Source organism: Micrococcus terreus (assembly GCF_900116905.1).
Classification (GTDB): Bacteria; Actinomycetota; Actinomycetes; order Actinomycetales; family Micrococcaceae; genus Citricoccus; species Citricoccus terreus.
On record NZ_FPCG01000001.1, the window covers coordinates 270,836 to 291,047 of the forward strand.

A 20,212-nucleotide genomic window follows, 5' to 3' on the forward strand; every position below is an offset into this window, starting at 1 on the left:
CCCGCAGCACAGCAGAGCACTCGGCCAGGACAGTCCTGGCCGAGCGCTCTGCTGTAGGCCTCCGGGTGAGGTCAGAGGCGGCTCGGGGTCAGAGGCGGCGGCACTGGCCTTCCTTGGAGGAGGCGATGTTGTTGCCGCCCTTGGGAACGTAGCGGTTCTCCTTGCACTGCAGGGCGCCGTCGATCCGGTTGCCCTCCACGTACAGGGAGCTGCGGTTCTTCTCGATCTGGACGTTGCCGCCCACGGTGTTGCGGCCCACGGCGGCGATGCCGTACTCCTTGACCTGGATGTCACCGTCCACCCGCGCCGCGCGGATCAGCACGCGCTTGGCCGGAGACTTCTCGGCCTGGTAGTTCCCGCCGATCCGGCCCCAGGACATGGACGCGGTGCCGGACATCTCGGTGAACTGGGCATCCCCGCCCAGGGTCACGCGGGCCGTGGTCACGGTGCCGCCGTACTTCACCTGCAGGTCTCCGCCCACCGTGGTGGCGGTCATCCGGATCAGCCGCTGGCGCTCGGCCTGGATGTTGCCGGTCACCCGTCCGCCGGCGGTCTGCAGGGTGGCGCCGCGGGCCACCTTCACGTCCCCCTTGACGGTCACATAGTTCAGCGTGCAGCTCTTGCCGGCCGGGACGTAGAGGTCGTCATTGACCACGGTCTTGGACAGCGTGCCGGAGCAGGCTCGGTCCGCCGCGGCGGGCTGGGCCGAGACGCCGAACCCGACGGCGAGGGTGGAGGCCATCAGTGCAGAGGCACCGAGGCCGGCCAGCGTGCGGGCGAGGGGGGTCTTCTTCGTCATGATGTCTCCTGGTCTGGTGCCCGCTGAGGATCGGTGGGCGTGTGATGAGGCTGTGGTGAAGGGCTGTCCCTTCGTGGTCCATACAACTCCTCCCAGGTAAGAGGGCGATGAGCCCAGGATGAGACGACGATGAGAGTCTCGGCGGTAGGATCACCCAGTGGCGCCCACGGCCGCCTCCACCACCCGTCGAGACCATCAGGGGGACCATGTCATCGGGAATGACGGCACCGGCGCGCCCCGTGTCCGCGCCGGCTGCCCAGCAGCCTGCGCGCGTGTTCCGCGCCGACATCCAGGGGCTGCGGGCCTTCGCGGTGATCGCGGTGATCGTCAACCACATGGTCGGCTGGCCGGTCGGCGGGTTCGTGGGCGTGGACATCTTCTTCGTGATCTCCGGATATCTCATCACCGGGCACCTGATGAAGGAGTGGGAGCGCACGGGGCGGATCAGCTTCGTGCAGTTCTACCGGCGCCGGATCAAGCGCATCCTCCCGGCCTCCACGCTGGCCCTGGTGGTCACGGTGGCCGCCGGGTTCGTGCTCTTCCCGGCCGCACGCGCGTGGTCGACCTTCTGGGACGGCGTCTGGGCCCTGTTCTTCGTGGGCAACTGGCGGTTCGCGGCCGAGGGGACGGACTACTTCGCCGCGGACGGCCCGGTCTCTCCGCTCCAGCACTACTGGTCCCTGGGCGTGGAGGAGCAGTTCTACTTCGTCTGGCCCTGGGTCATGCTGCTGGCCCTGGTGGTGGTGGCTCGTCGTCGTCCGCAGGTGAGTCCGCGCCTGGTGGCGTCCCTGGTGATCGGCGCACTGAGCGTGCTCTCCTTCCTCTGGGCTCTCCAGGAGACCGTCAGCGCCCCCACGGTGGCGTACTTCTCCACGCTCTCCCGGGCGTGGGAACTGGGCATCGGCGCGCTGCTGGCCCTGGCGGCCCCGCTGATCGCCCGGGTCCGGGAGCAGGCCCGCCCGCTGATGGCCTGGATCGGCATCGCGGGGATGGTCCTGTCCCTGTTCCTGGTCGCGGAGACCTCGTCCTTCCCGGCACCGGTGGCCCTGCTGCCGGTGCTCTCCTGCGCGCTGGTGATCGCCGCCGGTGAGAACGGCGGCCAACGGCACATCGGTCTGCTGACCAACCGGGTGGCCGGCTACATCGGTGACATCTCGTTCAGTCTCTACCTGTGGCACATGCCCGTCATCATCCTCACCGCGTCCCTGTTCGTGGCGGACACCGTGGCCGAACGCCTGGTGCAGATCCTGCTGATGGCGGCCCTGTCCATGGCGGCCTACCACGTGTGGGAGGACCCGATCCGCCGTAGCGGCTGGCTCAGCGGACCCCGGCACGGCCGGGCGCCCCGCCGGGCCGGCCGTGCCGAACGGCTCGGCGCCACCTCCAGCGTGGCCCTGGTCCTGGTGGCGGCCCTCCTCACCTCCCTCACGGTGTCCGCCGAGCGCCAGCAGGCCCAGGCCCATCAGGAGCAGCAGGCAGCCGTCCTGGAACGTGAGCTGCGTGCCGGCTCCGAGGAGGGGGCACAGGCCCCGGTGCCCCCGGGCATGCCGGCCGTCGCGGCGGTGCACGGTGAGGTGGAGCAGGCCCTGCGTCTGACCTCCTGGGGGGACGCCGAGGCGGACCTCGAGGCGGCGATCGGGGACCACACCCGGATGGACGAGACCGTGCGCGCCTGCTCAGACGGGAAGCTGGAGCGCAGCCACTGCCGCCTGGGACCTGAGGACGCCCAGACGAGTGTCATGCTGGTGGGCGACTCGATCGGCCGCGCGTTCGTCCCCTCGGTGCGGGGGAACCTGGAGCAGCTGGACTGGCGGCTGGAACTGCGCGTGAACCCGGGCTGCTCGTTCATCCCGATCACCCGCGAGTTCCCCACGGCCCAGGCCCGCCAGCGCTGCGTGGACCACCGGGAGAGCGTGCTGGAGGACATCCGGGCGGAGCAGCCGGACATCGTGCTGATCTCCAACAGCGTGATCGCCACCGAGGATGAGGACGGCACACCTGTCACACCCCAGATGTGGCAGGAGGGGCTGCAGGAGTACCTGGCCGTGATCGAGGACCATTCCGAGGCCGTGGTGATCACCGGGCCGCCGGCGGACAAGACCCCGGCCAGCTGCCATGTCCGCGGGGGAGTCCCCCTGGACTGCCTGGGCACCATCACCGATCTGCGTCAGGCCACCACTCAGGCCGAACAGGCGGCCGCGGAGGCCACCGGGGCGGCCCTGGCGGACACCACGCCCCTGTTCTGCGCCCTGGGCCGCTGTCCGGCGGTGGTGGACGGGGTTCCGGTGAAGATCGACCGGACCCACATCACCGTGGAGTACGCCGAGCACATCGCCCCGGCCATGGGCGAGCTGCTGACAGGTGCGTTGGAGAGCCAGACCTCCGCAGCGCTGGACTAGGCTGGACAGGTGAGCATGCAGATCGAGATCGGCCGCGGCAAGCGGGCACGGCAGGCGTACGCCTTGGACGACATCGCCGTGGTCCCCACCCGGCGCACCCGTGACCCGGAAGACGTGTCCCTGTCCTGGCAGATCGACGCCTTCACCTTCGACGCCCCCGTGATCGGGGCGCCCATGGACTCGGTGATGAGCCCGGACACGGCCATCGCGCTGGGCCGGATGGGCGGCATGGGCGTGCTGAACCTCGAGGGCCTCTGGACCCGGTATGAGGATCCCTCACCCCTGCTGGAGGAGATCGCTCATCTGGAGTCGGCGAACTACTCCCCGGAGAACACCCGGCGACTGCAGGAGATCTACTCCGCACCGGTGCAGGCCGAGCTGATCACCGAGCGCCTGGCCCAGATCCGGGAGGCCGGTGTGGTGGTGGCCGGTGCCCTGACCCCGCAGCACACCCAGCAGTTCTACAAGACCGTGCTGGCCGCTGGCGTGGACATGTTCGTCATCCGCGGCACCACTGTCTCCGCCGAGCACGTCTCGGAGACCCAGGAGCCCCTGGACCTGAAGAAGTTCATCTACGAGCTCGATGTCCCGGTGATCGTGGGCGGCGCGGCTGGCTACACTCCGGCGCTGCACCTGATGCGCACCGGTGCAGCCGGCGTTCTGGTCGGCTTCGGCGGCGGCGCCTCCTCCACCACGCGCCGAGCCCTGGGCATCCGCGTCCCCATGGCCACGGCCATCTCGGACATCGCCGAGGCCCGGCGGGACTACATGGACGAGTCCGGCGGACGCTATGTGCACGTGATCGCCGACGGCGGCCTGGGCACCTCGGGGGACATCATCAAGGCCCTGGCCATGGGTGCCGACGCCGTCATGCTCGGCGCTGCCCTGGCCCGCGCGGAAGAGGCCCCGGGCAGGGGCTGGCACTGGGGTGGCGAGGCAGCACACCCGGAGATGCCCCGCGGCGACCGCACCTACGTGGGCACCGTCGGCAGCATGCAGGAGGTCATGTGGGGCCCTGGCCACCACACCAACGGCGCTTCCAACCTGATGGGTGCACTGAAGCGGGCCATGGCCACCACCGGCTACACCGACGTCAAGGACTTCCAGAAGGTCGAGGTCCTGGTGGCCCCTGACTCACGGTCCCACCGAGCCTGACCCCGAACCGGAGCAGCACCGCCCCATGAGCCAGCCTCACCCCAGCACCACGCATCACCTCGAGGCGCCGGGGTCGCTGAGCCCGGCCTCCCGCCGCCGCGCCCTGGAGCGGCTGCGCGCCACCACCCAGGAGCATCCCCTGGACGTGCTGGTGATCGGTGGAGGAGTGGTCGGGGCCGGAGCGGCCCTGGACGCCACCACACGGGGGCTCTCCACTGCGCTGGTGGAGGCCACCGACTACGGCTGGGGCACCTCCTCACGGTCCTCCAAGCTGGTCCACGGCGGCCTGCGCTACCTGGAGATGCTGGACTTCCCCCTGGTCCACGAGGCCCTGCAGGAGCGTGGCCGACTCATCGAGGTCATCGCCCCGCACCTGGTCGGCGCCGTCCCCTTCCTGTACCCGCTCACCAAGGCGTGGGAGCGTCCTTACGTGGGGGCCGGCGTCGCGCTGTACGACTCCCTGGCCGTGGGCCGCACCGGACATCTGCCCCTGCACAAGCACCTGGGCCGCGGAGCCGTGGCCAGGATCGCGCCGGGCCTGAAGCCGGACGCCTTCCTCGGCGCCGTCCGCTATTTCGACGCCCAGGTGGACGACGCCCGCCTGGTGATCGAACTGGTCCGCACCGCCGCCTCCCACGGAGCCTGGTGCGCCTCGCGGGCAGAGGTGACCGCGTACCTGGGCACCGGCGCGGGCGGCCGGGACGGTGTGACCGGAGTGGAGGTCAGGGACCGTGAGACGGGGGAGCTGATCACCGTCCACGCGCGGCAGGTCATCAACGCCACCGGGGCGTGGACCGGCAGGATCCCGCTGCGCGGGCCCCACGGAGATGACGCCCCGCTGACCGAGGGCATGCCGCATGTCACCGCCGCCAAGGGCATCCACGTGGTGGTCCGCCGCGAGCGGTTCGCCTCGGAGGCCGGTCTGATCCTGCGCACGGAGAAATCGGTGCTCTTCGTCATCCCGTGGGGCCGGCACTGGATCGTGGGCACCACGGACACGCCGTGGCAGTACGGGCCGGACCGCCCGGCGGCCACCTCCGAAGACATCGACTACCTGCTCGAACGCGTCAACACCGTGCTGCGCGAGCCCCTGCGTCGCGAGGACATCGTGGGCGTGTACGCCGGCCTGCGTCCTCTGGTCACTCCTTCCCAGTCCACTCAGAAGGACCGTCCCGACGACGGCCACGCGCCGTCCGCGGCGGCGGCACCGACGACGGAGGACGAGGGAGAGGGGGAGAGCGAGTCCGGAGATGCCGAGGACCGCGGCGAACAGCCTGCCACCGCCACCGCCAAGGTCTCCCGTGAGCACGTGGTCGTCCATCCGCTGCCGGGGCTGACGGTGGTGGCCGGCGGCAAGCTCACCACCTACCGGGTGATGGCCGCTGATGCGGTGGACGGTGCGGTGGGGCATCGGACGGCCCCTGGCATGGGCGTGCTCACCGGTCAGGAGCAGTCCGGTGCGGAGTCCGGGATCCCCGAGTCCTGCACGGCAGAGCTGCCGCTGCACGGCGCCCAGGGATGGACCCCCACACGCCATCGGCGCCGTGTGCTGGCCGCCGAGCACGGACTGGGTCTGGACACGGTGGACGCGCTGCTGCATCGGTACGGCTCCGAGGCACCCGAGGTGATGGCGCTGGCCGCGGCGGATGATGCTCTGCGTGCTGGACTGCCGGGGCTGGACGGTCACCTGGGAGCCGAAGTGGTCCATGCCGTGTCCCGGGAGGGTGCTCGGACCGTGCAGGACGTGCTGGCCCGTCGGATCCGCGCGGTGTTCGAGGCCGACGACTCCGGTGAGGCCGCCGCCCCGCACGTCGCCCGCCTGATGGCGCCTCTGCTGGGATGGGACGACGAACGCGAAGCCGCTGAGGTGCGTCGGTTCCAGCGGTACTCCCAGGCCCAGCGCCGCACCCTGGACGCCGTCACCGATGCCCAGGCCCACCGACTGCTCGTCGAGGCCGCCGAGACCTCCGTGCGGGACGTGCAGCGAGGCGGACTGCCCACCGAGGCCAGTTCTACGCCCCGTAGAGAAACCACGTAGGCTGGACCGGTGCTTCGTACCGCTCTGAAACCCGTGTGGCTGCTGGCTCTGCTGTTCGCGCTGGCTGTCTCTGCGGTGTTCGTGGGGCTGAGCAAATGGCAGTTCGACGCCGCCGAGTCCACCGCGCCTCCACCCCTGACCCAGACCGAGACCCCCGTCGCACTCACCGAGCACTTCGCGCCCGAACGCCCCATGATGGGCACCGAGGCTGACCAGGTGGTGGTGGCCACGGGGCAGTTCCTGGCCGACCGTGAGGTGTTTGTGCAGGACCGGCTGCGGGAGGGCGCGAACGGCTACTGGGTGGTCACCGCCCTCACCGTGGACGGCGCACCGGGCGGGGAGGTCATCCCGGTGGTGCGCGGCTGGACCCAGGACCTGGGCCGCAGCGATCCCGCGCCGGAGGGGACCGTGGAGGTCACCGGGCGCCTGCTGCCGGCCGAGGGGCCCTTCGCCGGAGGAACGCACACCCAGGACGGGCGCACCGTCACCACCACCGTGGCGACCTCCGAACTGATCAATCTCTGGGACGCCCCGGCCTACTCCGGCTTCGTCTCGGCCTTCACCGTGGTGCCCGCCGCACAGTTCTCCACCCTCGAGCAGGTGGCGGCCGGGACTCCGGCGGAGCAGATCGCCGAGGCCCGTCAGGCGCAGGACATCGGCGCCCATGCGGACGGGGCCCAGCTGGAGCCGGTCTGGGTGGGACCGCAGCCTCAGGAGACCGAGGTCGTGTGGATGAACATCTTCTACGCGATCGAGTGGGTGGTCTTCGCCGCCTTCGCCCTCTACCTGTGGTGGCGGTTCGTCCGAGATGACTTCCTGCGCGAGCAGCGCGAACGGGAACTGGACCGTGAGTGGGCCGAACGGTGGCGCGACGAGGAGCTGGCGCGCCGCCGCGAGCAGGCCCGGCAGGAGAAGGAGCGGGCACTCGCCGAGTTCGAGCGGTTCCACCGGCGCCGTGAACGAGAGGCCGTCGTCGCCGCTCGGCGGGCCCATGTGGCCGAGACCAGAGACACCCAGACCAGCGCCGGCAGCGGTTCAGCCGGACCGACCACCCCGCCCGCCCCCGAGGAGGACGCGTGACCCAGCAGCCCCATCAGCCCCAGCAGCCCGACGGCTCCGAGCAGCGGATCACCCTGAACGGTGAGGACATCCCCGCCGAGGCTGGCAGCACGCGCCCGCCTGTGGACCCGGAGACCCTGCCGGACCCGGAGGACATCACCGAGGCGGACCTGCCGGCGCCTCCACCGCGGCCGGGCCGGGAGAAGCGTCGTTTCGCCGGAACCCACGCCCAGATCCGCGGGGCCCTGGGCTTCTTCAAGGTGGCCGCGTGGGTCACCGGCATCATGCTGCTGCTGCTGGTGATCGAGATGATTGCCAAGTACGGCTTCGGCAATGAGCTCTACGCCGGCGGCACCACGGCCACCGGCGCGGAGAACACCCTGTCCTTCCAGCCGGAGGACTCCGTGCTGGACGGCTTCAACCTCTCGATCGCCGTGCTGATCGCCCACGGCTGGATGTATGTGGTGTACCTGGTGGCCGCGTTCCGTCTCTGGACCCTGATGCGCTGGCCGGCCATGAAGCTGTTCGTGATCGCCCTGGGCGGAGTGGTCCCGTTCCTGTCCTTCATCGTGGAGCACCGCGTGCACCGCCAGACCCTGCAGGAGCTGGCTGAGCATCCGGAGGCCGTCAGACGGTACTGACCGAGGACTCCGGCGGCCCCGGGCGATCCGGGGTCCGCTGACGGCCCAGCCGCAGTGCGGCCAGCAGCGCCACGATCACCACGGCGGCCAGCAGCACCGAGAGCCCGGCATAGCCCAGGGTCCCCATGATGACCCCGGCCACCACCGAGGTCAGGGCACCGGACAGGGACATCACCGCGTCCGAGAATCCCTGGGCCGGAACGCGGTCCTGTGGTTCCAGGGCCGCCACCAGGAGGGTGGAGCCGGCCACGGTCACCGCGGACCAGCCCAGCCCGAGCAGGATCAGCCCCGCCACCACAGCGGCGTGGAACTGAGGGAGCAGCGCGGTCAACCCGGTCGCCGCCAGCAGCAGGGACAGCCCCCCGACGACGGTCCTCACCGCGCCCCATCGGTCCGCCAGGGTTCCCATCACGGGGGAGAGGGCGTACATCCCAGCCACGTGCAGGGACAGGGTGAACCCGATCAGCACCACCACATCAGGGTGGGCGTGCAGCTGCTGACTGGTCAGCCCAGCCTCGTGCTGGATGTGCAGCGGGGTCATGGACATCAGCCCCACCATCACGCCGTGGGCGGCCACCACGCTGAGCACGGCGGCCACCGCCCGGGGATGCGAACGCACGGCGGCCCAACCCTCTCCCCACCGGTCGATCCCGAAGGGGAGCCGGCGCCGTGGTGCACCGCCCACCGGATGATCCACCCCGGACTGACGGTCCAGGTCCCGGCGCACCAGCAACGGATCCGGACGCAGGCCGATCAGGATGATCAGCCAGCCCACCAGCATGCCGACCGCCGAGATCAGGAACGGTCCTGCGTGGGTGGGGATGCCCAGGGCAGTGGACAGGACCGCTCCCGGTCCCACCAGGTTCGGTCCCAGCACGGCGCCCACGGTGACCGCCCAGACCACCACGGACAGGGCCCGCCCGCGATGCTCGGGCTCGGCCAGATCGGTCACGGCGAAGCGCGCCTGCAGGTTCACGGCCGCGCCGAAGCCCACCAGGAACGCCCCCACCAGCAGCAGGGGGAAGACCCGGGTGAAGACAGCGGTCACCATCACCGCCTGGCCGACCAGTCCGGCGGCGAGGCCCGCCGAGAGGGAGACCCGCCGCCCCCGGTCCAGGGCCAGCTGGGCCAGGGGGATGGAGATCAGGGCCGAGCCCAGGGTCATCGCGGTGTTCACCAGTCCGGCCGTGGCCTCGGTCCCGGAGAGGTCCACCGCCAGGATCGACCCGAGGGAGAGCGTCGCGCCGTTGCCCAGCCCGGAGAACACCTGCGCCGTCCCGAGCACTCGCACCGCGCGGGACTGGACCTGGCGGGAGGTGAGGTCACGGGGAGGGTGAGAGGCCATGCTCGGGATCGTACCGTCGTCGGGCCGCTGGGCGATCTGGACTATTCTTGGCAGGTGACTTCCACCTCCCCTGAGCAGGCCGCTGAGACCGCCGACAACCCGCAGATCGCCGCTGACTTCCCCACCGTGCTGGTGGTGGACTTCGGGGCGCAGTACGCCCAGCTGATCGCCCGCCGGGTCCGCGAGGCGGACGTGTACTCCGAGGTGGTCCCGCACACCCTCTCCGCGGAGGAGATCCTGGCTCGCAACCCGGCCGCGCTGATCCTCTCCGGCGGCCCGTCCTCGGTGTACTCCGAGGACGCGCCTCGACTGGACCCGGCACTGCTGGAGGCCGGCGTGCCCGTGCTGGGCCTGTGCTACGGCTTCCAGTCGATCGCCCAGGCACTGGGCGGCACGGTGGCCCGCACCGGTTCCCGCGAGTATGGCTCCACTCGGCTGGAGGCCATCGACTCCACCTGCACCCTGTTCGCCGGTCAGGACGTGGACCAGGTGGTGTGGATGAGCCACGGGGACGCCGTGACCGACGCCCCGGAGGGCTTCGCCGTCACCGCCAGCACCCCGGGTGCTCCCGTCGCCGCCTTCGAGGACCCTGAGCGCCGGATCTTCGGCGTGCAGTGGCACCCGGAGGTGGGCCACTCCCAGCACGGCCAGCGCGTGATCGAGCGGTTCCTGCGCGAGGGCGCCGGACTGGACCGCAGCTGGACCACCGCCAATGTGATCGAGGAGCAGGTCGCACTGATCCGTGAGCAGATCGGCCAGCACCGGGCCATCTGCGGCCTCTCCGGCGGCGTGGACTCCGCGGTGGCCGCGGCGCTGGTCCAGCGGGCCGTCGGGGACCAGCTGACCTGTGTGTACGTCAACCACGGACTGATGCGTCAGGACGAGTCCGAGGAGATCGAAAAGGCCTTCGGCAAGGCCACCGGCGGCGCCCGGCTGGTCATGGTGGACGCCGAGGACGTGTTCCTGGAGGCGCTGGCCGGGGTGACCGACCCGGAGACCAAGCGCAAGATCATCGGCGAGAAGTTCATCCGCACCTTCGAGAAGGCCCAGGCGGACATCGTCGCCGAGTCCCGCAATGACCCGAACGCCCAGGATGTGAAGTTCCTGGTGCAGGGCACCCTCTACCCGGACGTCGTGGAGTCCGGCGGGGGCGAGGGCACCGCGAACATCAAGAGCCACCACAATGTGGGCGGGCTCCCGGAGGACATCGAGTTCGAGCTCTGCGAGCCCCTGCGTGCCCTGTTCAAGGACGAGGTCCGTGCGGTGGGCGCCCAGCTGGGCCTGCCGGAGGAGATCGTCCAGCGCCAGCCCTTCCCCGGCCCCGGTCTGGGCATCCGCATCATCGGCGAGGTGACCAAGGAGCGCCTGGACCTGCTGCGCCAGGCCGACGCCATCGTGCGCGCCGAGCTCACCTCGGCCGGACTGGACCGGGAGATCTGGCAGTGCCCCGTGGTGCTGCTCGCCGATGTCCGCTCGGTGGGCGTCCAGGGCGATGGTCGCACCTATGGCCACCCCGTGGTGCTGCGGCCCGTGACCAGTGAGGATGCCATGACCGCCGACTGGGCCAAGGTGCCCTATGACGTGCTCTCGCGCATCTCCAACCGGATCACCAATGAGGTGGACGGGATCAACCGGGTGGTGCTGGACGTGACCAGCAAGCCCCCGGGAACCATCGAGTGGGAGTGACTCCACGGTGTTCGTGTGCCCCTGGCCTGGCCTTGGGTAGCGTGATGACCACGTGTGTGCGGCGTCAGCCGCAGAGGAAAGGACAGCTGTGACCGATCAGGAGCGCACCTCGGCGGACGAGCGAGCTGAGGGCCGTGAGCCGGACCGAGGACGGCAGGCGGGTCGGCCGCAGAGCACCTCGGCGGATGTCCTGACCGATCTGAGCGACCCCCAGGGTCCCGACGACGGCGCCTCCACCCTGCACCGTCCCAGCTTCTCTGCGTGGCTGGGTTCGCTGGGTTCGGGCTCGGAGAACGACACGATGCTGCGGTTCGCCCCGTCGGTGGCCAACAGCGTGGACATCAGCCACGCGCATCCCTCCGGTCTGGTGCAGTTCATGGCCGGTCGGCGCACCCGCCTGTCCACCCTGCTGCGGACCCCTGAGGGGTTCGCCGCCTCCCGGGGCACCGCCCGCCAGCTGCGCGGCAAGATCCAGGAGCTGGCTGAGGACCGTGGCGTGGACGTGGGCTACGTGGCGGCCGGTCTGGCCACCTGGCGGATCGTCGAGGAGGGACGCTCCACTCAGTTCTCGGCACCGGTGCTGCTGGCTCGGATCTCCTTGACCCTGCGCCGGGAACAGGACGACTACGAACTCCAGATGAGCGAGCGCGCCCGGCTCAATCCCGCGCTGGTCCGCTTCTTCCGGGACCGGTTCGGGATTGCCTTGGATCCCGTGGACTACCGTAACGCCGCCTACGCCACGGCCAAGTTCGAGCCGATGCCGGCGCTGGAGCTGCTGCGCCACCAGGGCCAGGAGGTCCGCGGACTCGTCGTGGAGAACCGGCTGCTGGTCTCCACCTTCGCCGACCTGGCGGACACCGCCTCGGTGGATGTGGTGGACTCCACGCACCCGGTGGTCTCGGCGCTGTATGACGCCCACACCGGGATGGTGCCCCGCCGGGAGGAGCTGGTCGAGACCGGCCTGCCGCCCCTGGACGAGCGCCATCCGCGGGACGAGACCTTGGTGCTGGACGCCGATGCCACCCAGCAGCGGGTGCTGGACCAGATCGGCACCGGCCAGTCCCTGGTGGTGAACACCCCTCCAGGCACCGGTCAGACGCAGACGGCGGCCAACGCCGCGGCGCAGCTGGCCTCCGCGGGCAAGCGGGTGCTGGTGGTCGCCGAGCGCACCGCCACCCTGGATGACTTCAAGGCCCGGCTGGGGTCGGTGGGCCTGGACTCCATGGTCCTGGACCTGCCGGCCGGCGGCGGTCCGGAGAACGTCCGGCGTCAGCTCGTCGAGGCCCTGCTGCGCACCGAGCGTGCCACAGAGCCGGCCGTGAGCCGTGTGCAGTCCACGGTGGTGGAGCGCCGCCACCGGCTGACCGACCATGTCCGCAGCCTGCACTCCGTCCGGGAACGGTGGGGATGCTCCCCGTTCCAGGCCATGCAGTCCCTGGCCGCCCTGACCGCTCTGCCCATCCCGCCCTCCACCACCGTGCGGCTGAAGCGATCGGTGCTGGACTCCACCGTGAATCGGGAGCAGACCGCTTCCAAGCTGGTCCGTGCCGGTGAGCTGGGGTCCTTCTCACGCTCCTCCACGGAGAGCCCCTGGTACGGCGCCCGGCTGCGCAACGTGCAGGAGACGGAGGAGGCCTACGGTCTGGCTGAGGACCTGGCTGCATCCGTGCCGGCCCTCCAGGCCAAGCTGGATCAGGCCACGGCCCAGGCCCAGATCTCCACCGGAACCACCTTCAGCCAGTGGGTGCGTCAGATCCGGCTGCTCACCGATGTGCGCACCAGTCTGGACCGCTTCACCCCGGACATCTTCGATCGGCCGGTGACCGACCTGATCTCGGCCACGGCGTCCGGGGCCTGGCGCAAGCAGCACGGGGTGGAGATGTCCTCCATGACCCGCTCCCGTCTGCGCCGGGTCGCCAAGGAGTACATCCGTCCGGGCGTGACGATCCCGGACCTGCATGAGTCTCTGGTGGCCGTGCAGGACCAGCGTGCCCAGTGGTCCCAGTGGGCCACCTCTCAGCGTCATCCTGCCGTGCCCTCCGGGCTGGAGGCCCTGGCCTCCCAGGGCGCTGAGGTCACCGCTGCCATGCACCGACTCCAGGGCATGCTCGCCGAGCCGCAGGATCCGGACCAGAAGCTGGAGAACCTGCCTGCCGACCAGCTGCGGGCCACCCTGGACCGTCTGGTCCAGGACCGGGAGACCCTGGCGACCCTGCCCGAACGGACCCTGGTCAACGATCAGCTGCGCGAGCACGGTCTGGCCGATCTGATGACGGACCTGCGGCGCCGAGAGGTCCCCACCGAGAGGCTGACCTCCGAGCTGGAGCTGGCCTGGTGGCAGTCCGCGCTGGAGGCGATGATCTCCGGGGACGACTACCTGGCGATGGTGGACGGTGAGGCCCTGCGGCGGCTCGAGTCCGAGTACCGACTCGCGGACGCCGCCCACCTGGAGACCGGTGGAGCCCGCCTGCGGTGGACCTTGGCCGAGCGCTGGAACCAGGGCACCAGCCAGTTCCGTGCCTCCGCCCGTGCGCTGAAGTCGCTGCTGAAGGACGGCAGCCCGGATGCGGACTCCCTGGCGCGTCTGGACCACGAGCTGCTGCAGTCGCTCGTGCCGGTCTGGACCACCTCGCCGTTGGCCCTGGCCGAGTTCTCCGGAGAGCTGCGCTTCGACACCGTGCTGCTGCTGGACGCCGAGTCGCTGGCCCTGGTCACCGCCCTGGGCGCGATCAGCCGGGCCGACCAGGTGGTGGCCTTCGGCGACGACGTCTCCGGATCGCCCCAGCCCTTCCACGTCTCGGTGGATCCCACCGCCACCATCGAGGGACCGCGCGAGGTCGAGTCCGTCTACGCGGCGCTCTCTGAGGTGCTCCCGACCCTCGGCCAGACCGTCATGCACCGTGGCCTGGATCGCCGTCTGACTCGGCTGCTGGCCGGACAGCTCTACGAGGGGCGGCTGGACATGCTGCCGCTGGCCAGCGAGCTGACCGGCTCAGACCGTCCAGTCCGGGTGGAGTTCCTGCCCGGCGGAACCGGCATGCCCGGGGCGGGCGACGAAGGAGTGGAGAGCACCACCACCGAGGTCAACAAGACCGTCGACCTGGTGTTCGAGCACATCCAGCGCCGTCCGCAGGAGTCCCTGGCGGTCATCACTGCCAGCCCGCTCCACGCACGCCGGGTCGCCGAGGCCATCCGGCTGAACCTGCCCAACAACCCCTGGGCCACCCCGTTCTTCTCCCGTGCCCAGGAGCCCTTCGTGGTGGCTCCCATGGCCCGGGCCCGCGGACTGGTGCGTGACCAGGTGATCTTCACCCTCGGCTACGGCCGCACCCCGCACGGGCGGGTGGTGCACCACTTCGGTCCGCTCTCCGAGCCGGGTGGCCGTGAGCTGTACGCCACGGCCATGACCCGGGCCCGGCATCGGCTGCACGTGCTCAGCTGCATCCACCCGGAGGACATCGATCCGCAGCGCCTGGGCGGGGGAGCGCTGGACTTCTACGGGCTGCTGCACACCTACCTCAAGGACGCTCGCCCGCAGGGCGCCGACTCCGCACGCGATCCGCTCGTGGCCGACCTGGCCCACCGACTTGCCCAGCGTCACGGGACCGTCATCCCGGACTTCGCCGGATCGGTGGACCTGGCGGCCTGGAACCCCCTGGGCATGCCGTCCTGGGACGGCCAGAGTGCCGGTGAACCCGCGGTTCCGGTGGCACTGCTCTCGGACGGATCGGACCAGTACCGCTCGATGAGCGTGCGTGAGCGCTCGCGTCAGCGTCCGGACCAGCTGGAGCGCAACGGCTGGCGGTACCTGCCGATGTGGACGATCGACGTGTTCTCGGATCCGGCCGGCTGTGCCAGCACGGTCGCCTCCTACCTGGGGCTGCCGGCCGCCGGTGAGGGGCCTGGCGGGGATGCCGCGGCCTTCGGTCCCGACGAGGACGAGGTCACCCCCGTGGACACCGCTGGACTGGAGCGCTCCTCGATCAGCGGCCTGGACGATGACGCCCAGGCCGAACCTGATCACCCGGGAGATCAGGCTGAGGAGCAGATGCACGCGGATGAGCTGTTCGACGGGCAGGACCGTGACGAGCGCTGAGCCCACACCGGGACCGGGAACGGGCCGCGGGCGCCGTCGGGGCCACCGCCGAGCTGACGTCCCCGGCACTGGTCCGGCCACGGCCGATGCGCCGGAGCCGCCGCGTGAGCTGACCGCCCAGAGCAGGGCCGGGTCCGCCGGTGCTGCAGCGGACCGGACCCCGCTCACCGAGCGGGACCGGTGGCTGCTGGAGCAGCGTCCTCCGCACTGGGGTCCGTCCTCGGGCTGAGCACCACGGTCACCTCGGTCGCCGCCACGGCAGCGGCCACCGAGGCGCCGTCCTGCTCGGGGACGGCGATCACCACCACCGGCGGCATCGCCCTGTCCCGGATCTGCAGCACGCTGACCGCACTGGTGATGACCTGGCCGTCGATCCCCACCACGTCCATCCGGTCGCCCACATCCAGCAGCTCCACCGCCGCAGGGTCCATCACGCGCACGGGGACCAGACGGTGACCGAACGGGGCCGCCGGGACCGGCATCCGATTCGGAGACCCGGATGCGGCGGCGCCGGGTTCAGCCTGTGCCTGCGGAGACCAGGCCGCTGGTGGATCGGCCGTCCACGGCACGGCCGCACCGGACGCGCTCGGAGAGGCCGAGGGCCCGGCCGCTCCGAGCGCCGACGGGACACTGGGCGAGGACGCGGGACTCTGTGGGGCGGGGCTGAGCCCCAGGGCGATGGCCGCGATCAACGGCAGGGCGGCCACTCCCGCCCAGGCCATCCGCCGCCTGCGTGGCGGTGGTGACGGGCCGTCGTCGGGAGGGAGCGCAGGATCCTGGGCACCGAGCCGGGTCGCGTCCAGGCGTGCGCGCAGACGGCGCCGTGCGGCACGCCGTGCGCTGGAGGTCGGAGCCGGGTCGCGGCGGTGCGGAAAGCGGAAGGAACGCATGTGCTGATCTCAGCACCGCCGTGCTCACCACATCAGGCCCGCAGGGGTGGCTGTGCAGCGCCGGGGCCGGTCCGTCCGCTGTGCAGGAGAGGTCAGGACGAGCTCGAGGAGGAGCCACCCGCCGTGGACGAGGAGGAGCTCGAAGAGGAGGCCCCGCTGGTGGACCCGGCCGTGGACGCAGCTCCCTCAGAGGTCTTCGGGGACCCGGAGGCGCCCGATCCGCTCGCAGCGCTCGAGGTGTCCGTGCCGCCGGATCGGGAATCGGTGCGGTAGAAGCCCGATCCCTTGAACACCACGCCCACGGAGTTGAACAGTTTGCGCAGGGTGCCCTGGCACTGGGGGCACTCGGTCAGGGCGTCGTCCGAGAAGGACTGGACGGCGTCGAACTGGTGACCGCAGTCCTTGCAGGCGTAGGCGTAGGTGGGCACGAGCGGAGTCCTTTCGCAGAGCCGGGAATGGCTGGCACTCTCAAGTTTCGAGTGCCAATTCTACGCCTCTGGATCCGTCCAGCTGACACCCCGGGCGGTGACCACCGCATCCACTGGCTGATCGAACGACTCCACCGGCAGCACTCCGGGGCGGACCAGCTCGTGCTCGAACACCGCCGCCACGGTCAGCGGGCCGCGTCCGGTGCGCTCACGCTCTGCTCGGAGGCCGTCCAGGAAACGGTCGTAGTACCCGCCTCCCTGTCCCATCCGGTAGCCGTGGGCGTCCACCACCAGGGCCGGCACCACCACCAGGTCCACCGTCTGCATGGTCCGGGCGGTCAAGCGGTCGCCGAGCGGCTCCTGGATCGGCGCCACCGAGCTGCGGCCCATCGACACATCCGGGAACCAGCGCACCCAGGACATCTGCCGCTCGGGCTCGATCACCGGGACCAGCACCTCCACGCCCTCGCGATGCAGCCGGGCATGCAGCCGCGCGGTGTCCGGCTCGGTCCCGTAGGACATCACCGAAGCCACCCTGCGGTGCTCGGCTCGCGGCAGATACCACTGCAGCAGGGCCTCGGTGAGTGCGGCCGACTGTGCCGCGCGCACCGGGAGCGGGAGGTCACGACGACGGCCACGCCAGTCCTCGCGGAAGCGCGCCTTCTCTGCGGGTGTGGTCATGGTCCCATGGTGCCAGCCGGCGCGGACGCGGCAGCGCCGGCCCGGGAGACGGCGCCGATACGCTGGTCTCATGACCCGCCTCGACACCCTGCACCCGCACCGCTGGCCGGTGGTGCTGGAGCACGGGGACCTCGTGCTGCGTCCCCTCCGCCGAGCAGACCAGATCGAGTGGGAGTCGGTGCGGCACCGCAACCGTGAGTGGCTCGGCCCCTGGGACGCCACCAGTCCGCTGCCGCACACCGCGCCGATGACCTTCGGCCAGATGGTCCGCAAGCTCAACCGACAGGGGCGGCAGGGAGTCGGACTGCCCTGGCTGATCTGCGTGCGGACCTCCGTGGGGTCGGCGCCGGTGATCGCCGGGCAGCTCAGCGTCTCGAGCATCGTCTACGGCTCGGCCCGTTCGGCCGCCGTGGGGTACTGGATCGACCGTGACCGTGCCGGCCAGGGGCTGATGCCCACCGCCGTGGCCCTGGCCACCGACTACTGCTTCCAGGTCATGGGGCTGCACCGGATGGAGATCAACCTGCGCCCGGAGAACGGTCCGAGCCGCCGTGTGGCCGAGAAGCTGGGCTTCCGGCTGGAGGGCCTGCGCCGGGACTTCCTGCACATCGACGGCCAGTGGCGTGACCATGACGCCTATGCCATCACCGCTCCGGAGGTGCCGGAGGGACTGCTCTCTCGCCTGCTGGAACGGGGTTGAGCATCCGATACTGCGTGGCGAATCACAACGGTGTAGTTTTGTCCCTGTACCGTGTGACGTGTGGATGGAGGCGCCGGTAGTCTGGTCAGGTCGCTCAGTGAGGCACTGAGTCTGCTTCCGGACATCCATATCCACGCCTCACTGGTGCTGTGCGCACTGGTTCTCGGCTGGATGGTGGCCATCCATCGGAGGGCAGACGCGCAGACGCCGCCCCGCCGTATCCGGAGGAAGATCATGCAGAGCACCCAGCAGACCGGTTCCGCCACCGCCGCAGGCGCTGCCGCGGGCTCCGCGCCGTCCTCGGGACCCCACCGCTCCCTGGTCTCCCTGGCACGTGCGGCCCGCCCCTCGCTCGGGTCCACCGCCGTCACCCCCCGCTCGTTCACCATCCGTTGGGACCGCACCGCAATCGCCCTCCTGGTGGTGCTCGGACTGCTCACCGCCGTGATCACCGGCCTGGCCGCCCTCTTCGGGGCACCCACCGGCGCCGTGGCCGGCATCAGCCTTCTCGTGGCGGCCCTCGGCGTGGCTGGACTGCGCCTGCTGGCGCTGCGGGACCGCAAGCGCCGCACCGACCGTCAGATCGAGGCGGCCTTCGAGGAGGCCGCAGCCCCCGCCTCCGTCGGCACCGTGTTCGATGCCGCCGCCTCCGCACCCTGGGCAGTGCGCACCGCCGCTGCCGCCGAGAAGGATTCCGCCTCGGTGGAGGAGCCGGACACGGCCCCGGACGTCTCGGCCTCCACGCCGGGTCCCGCGAACGAGTCCGCCACCGAGCAGACCGTTCCCTCCGCCGCACGCGCCACTGCTCCCACCCAGCTCTCGGTGCCCCGCCCCACCTACCTGGACGCTCCGGAGGCCGTGCGCCCCGAGCCGCAGCCGCTGGAGCTGCCCGAGGTCAAGACCGCCCAGCCCGGCACCCGTCTGAAGGACGGCGTCTCGGCCGAGTACACCGCCCGGGTGCAGGCCAGCGCGAACCGCACCCTGGATCTGGACAAGGTGCTGGAGCGGCGCCGGGCCGTCTGAGACCTGCTGAACCGGCCGTCGTCGTGAATCCCCACGGGGCCTGACATGGCCCGTGACGCCGAACGGCGCCAGGTCTCCCACCTTGGCTCCTCCTCCGCGGACAGCCATCTGCAGGTCCTGTTGGACCGCCACGGGATGACCCTGGACCGGTACCACCTGCGCGATCTCCAGCACCGTCCCGGGGCCGGCGCCACCGGCGTGTTCGAGGTCCATGCCCGCGGTCTCCACGGGCCCGAGCAGGAGCTGTTCATCGGACTGACCGCCGAGACCCTCCCCGAGGATGCGGCACTGCCCGTGGGGGAGGCGGCCGGAGCATCCTGGCGGGCCTGGTTCCATCCCCACGATCCGCTGCTGCCCGGTCTGGCCCTGGCCGCGGATCCCGATTCGGTGCGGTCGCTCTGGTCTGCGGGGGATCGTCTGACCGCTCTGCGCACCGTCAGCTACCGTCCCCTGCGCCGGGCGGTGCTGCGCGCCACCTTCGCCACCGCGTCCGAGCCTGGCCGGACGCCCCAGCCCCGGACGGTCTACCTCAAGGTGCTGCGGCAGGGGATGGCTGTCCCGTTGCACCGGCGTCACGTGGTCCTGGCTGACGCCGGCGTGCCCGTGGCTCCGGTGATCGGCCCGCCGGTGGCCGAGGTGCTCGCCTTGGGCGCGGGGCAGGGCAGACCCCTGGCCCAGGACCTGATGCAGGACGGTGCCGCCGGCCTGGACCCGGACCACCTGATCGAGATCCTGGACCGGATGCCCCCGGAGATCACCGCCCTGCCCCATCGGGCGGCCTGGGCGGATCGCACGGCGGCCTACGGACGAGCGGCCGCCGTGGCGCTGCCTGCCCAGGAACGGCGGATCCTGGCTCTGGTGAAGGAGATCGAACGGCGGCTGCAGATCACCGACCGGGGGCCGGTGGTGCCGGCCCACGGGGACTTCTACGAGGCGAACCTGCTGGTGGAGGGGGACCGGGTGAGCTGTCTGCTGGACGTGGACGGCGCCGGGCCGGGCCACCGGGTGGACGACCTGGCCTGCTTCCTGGGGCATCTGGCGGTCCTGCCGGCCGTGGACCGCCGCTACATCCACACCCAGCGTGCCCTGGAGCGGTTCCACCGGTGCTTCGTCCAGACCGTGGACGCGGCGGGCCTGGCCTGCCGGGCGGCGGCGGTGGCGCTGTCCCTGGTGGCCGGGGCACGGGACGCGGGCCGAGCCAGCTGGGAGCACGCCGCGCGCAGCCGGCTCGACGCCGCTGAGGCGCTGCTGCACCTGCCCCGCTGAGCGGCT

Annotated in this window: 15 protein-coding genes; 10 read left to right on the plus strand and 5 right to left on the minus strand. The window is 71.1% G+C overall.

The features are described 5' to 3' along the window. Positions 1 to 88: 88 nt before the first annotated feature. A complete protein-coding gene (locus tag BM355_RS01270) occupies positions 89 to 799 on the minus strand; it encodes a hypothetical protein (RefSeq protein WP_091693073.1) in 711 nt (236 codons plus the stop codon). 272 nt (positions 800 to 1,071) lie between these two features. On the opposite strand from BM355_RS01270, the gene BM355_RS01275 reads away from it, so the two are divergent. The 5 genes from BM355_RS01275 to BM355_RS01295 all read left to right on the plus strand — a co-directional run bounded on the left by BM355_RS01275 (position 1,072) and on the right by BM355_RS01295 (position 8,091). Beyond that, positions 1,072 to 3,198 (plus strand): acyltransferase family protein, encoded by a 2,127-nt coding sequence (locus BM355_RS01275; protein WP_177227788.1) that lies wholly within the window; start codon positions 1,072 to 1,074, stop codon positions 3,196 to 3,198. A 9-nt stretch (positions 3,199 to 3,207) separates the two neighbouring features. Continuing rightward, positions 3,208 to 4,353 carry a GuaB3 family IMP dehydrogenase-related protein gene (locus BM355_RS01280; protein ID WP_091693080.1) on the plus strand — a complete coding sequence of 382 codons (1,146 nt, stop codon included), beginning with the start codon at positions 3,208 to 3,210 and terminating at the stop codon, positions 4,351 to 4,353. Between the two features lie 25 nt (positions 4,354 to 4,378). Further along, positions 4,379 to 6,391 (plus strand): glycerol-3-phosphate dehydrogenase/oxidase, encoded by a 2,013-nt coding sequence (locus BM355_RS01285; protein WP_091693084.1) that lies wholly within the window; start codon positions 4,379 to 4,381, stop codon positions 6,389 to 6,391. Between the two features lie 9 nt (positions 6,392 to 6,400). Further along, entirely contained in the window at positions 6,401 to 7,471 is a 1,071-nt protein-coding gene (locus BM355_RS01290) for an SURF1 family cytochrome oxidase biogenesis protein (RefSeq protein ID WP_091693088.1), read from the plus strand. Positions 7,472 to 7,587: 116 nt separating this feature from the next. Continuing rightward, a complete protein-coding gene (locus BM355_RS01295; RefSeq protein ID WP_423794348.1) occupies positions 7,588 to 8,091 on the plus strand; it encodes a DUF3817 domain-containing protein in 504 nt (167 codons plus the stop codon). On the opposite strand, the gene BM355_RS01300 is transcribed toward BM355_RS01295, so the two are convergent. Beyond that, the gene (locus BM355_RS01300) at positions 8,078 to 9,436 is read right to left on the minus strand and encodes an MFS transporter (protein WP_091693092.1); all 1,359 of its coding nucleotides are present in this window, start codon (positions 9,434 to 9,436) and stop codon (positions 8,078 to 8,080) included. The genes BM355_RS01295 and BM355_RS01300 overlap by 14 nt on opposite strands. Before the next feature lie 105 nt (positions 9,437 to 9,541). Here BM355_RS01300 and guaA point away from each other — a divergent pair, with 105 nt between their 5' ends. Both guaA and BM355_RS01310 read left to right on the plus strand, forming a co-directional pair. Continuing rightward, a complete protein-coding gene (guaA, locus tag BM355_RS01305; RefSeq protein WP_091693885.1) occupies positions 9,542 to 11,122 on the plus strand; it encodes a glutamine-hydrolyzing GMP synthase in 1,581 nt (526 codons plus the stop codon). Positions 11,123 to 11,210: 88 nt separating this feature from the next. Beyond that, complete coding sequence (locus tag BM355_RS01310; protein WP_143109373.1) at positions 11,211 to 15,218, plus strand: DEAD/DEAH box helicase; 4,008 nt, start codon at positions 11,211 to 11,213, stop codon at positions 15,216 to 15,218. 164 nt (positions 15,219 to 15,382) lie between these two features. Here BM355_RS01310 and BM355_RS14020 read toward each other — a convergent pair whose 3' ends face one another. The 3 genes from BM355_RS14020 to BM355_RS01330 all read right to left on the minus strand — a co-directional run bounded on the left by BM355_RS14020 (position 15,383) and on the right by BM355_RS01330 (position 17,217). Further along, entirely contained in the window at positions 15,383 to 16,108 is a 726-nt protein-coding gene (locus BM355_RS14020) for a hypothetical protein (RefSeq protein ID WP_143109374.1), read from the minus strand. A gap of 92 nt (positions 16,109 to 16,200) precedes the next feature. Then, the gene (locus BM355_RS01325) at positions 16,201 to 16,536 is read right to left on the minus strand and encodes an FmdB family zinc ribbon protein (protein ID WP_091693103.1); all 336 of its coding nucleotides are present in this window, start codon (positions 16,534 to 16,536) and stop codon (positions 16,201 to 16,203) included. A gap of 60 nt (positions 16,537 to 16,596) precedes the next feature. Next, on the minus strand, positions 16,597 to 17,217 hold the full coding sequence (locus BM355_RS01330; RefSeq protein ID WP_177227789.1) for a 5-formyltetrahydrofolate cyclo-ligase: 621 nt from the start codon (positions 17,215 to 17,217) through the stop codon (positions 16,597 to 16,599). Between the two features lie 70 nt (positions 17,218 to 17,287). Between BM355_RS01330 and BM355_RS01335 the strand changes: the two genes are divergently transcribed. From BM355_RS01335 to BM355_RS01345, 3 genes are all read left to right on the plus strand, one after another. After that, positions 17,288 to 17,917: a GNAT family N-acetyltransferase gene (locus BM355_RS01335; protein WP_091693109.1), complete on the plus strand. Its 630-nt coding sequence runs from the start codon at positions 17,288 to 17,290 to the stop codon at positions 17,915 to 17,917. A gap of 234 nt (positions 17,918 to 18,151) precedes the next feature. Next, positions 18,152 to 18,940, plus strand: coding sequence for a hypothetical protein (locus tag BM355_RS01340; RefSeq protein WP_091693114.1), 789 nt, complete (start codon positions 18,152 to 18,154; stop codon positions 18,938 to 18,940). A gap of 45 nt (positions 18,941 to 18,985) precedes the next feature. Continuing rightward, positions 18,986 to 20,206, plus strand: coding sequence for an aminoglycoside phosphotransferase family protein (locus BM355_RS01345; protein WP_091693118.1), 1,221 nt, complete (start codon positions 18,986 to 18,988; stop codon positions 20,204 to 20,206). The last annotated feature ends 6 nt before the right edge of the window (positions 20,207 to 20,212 follow it).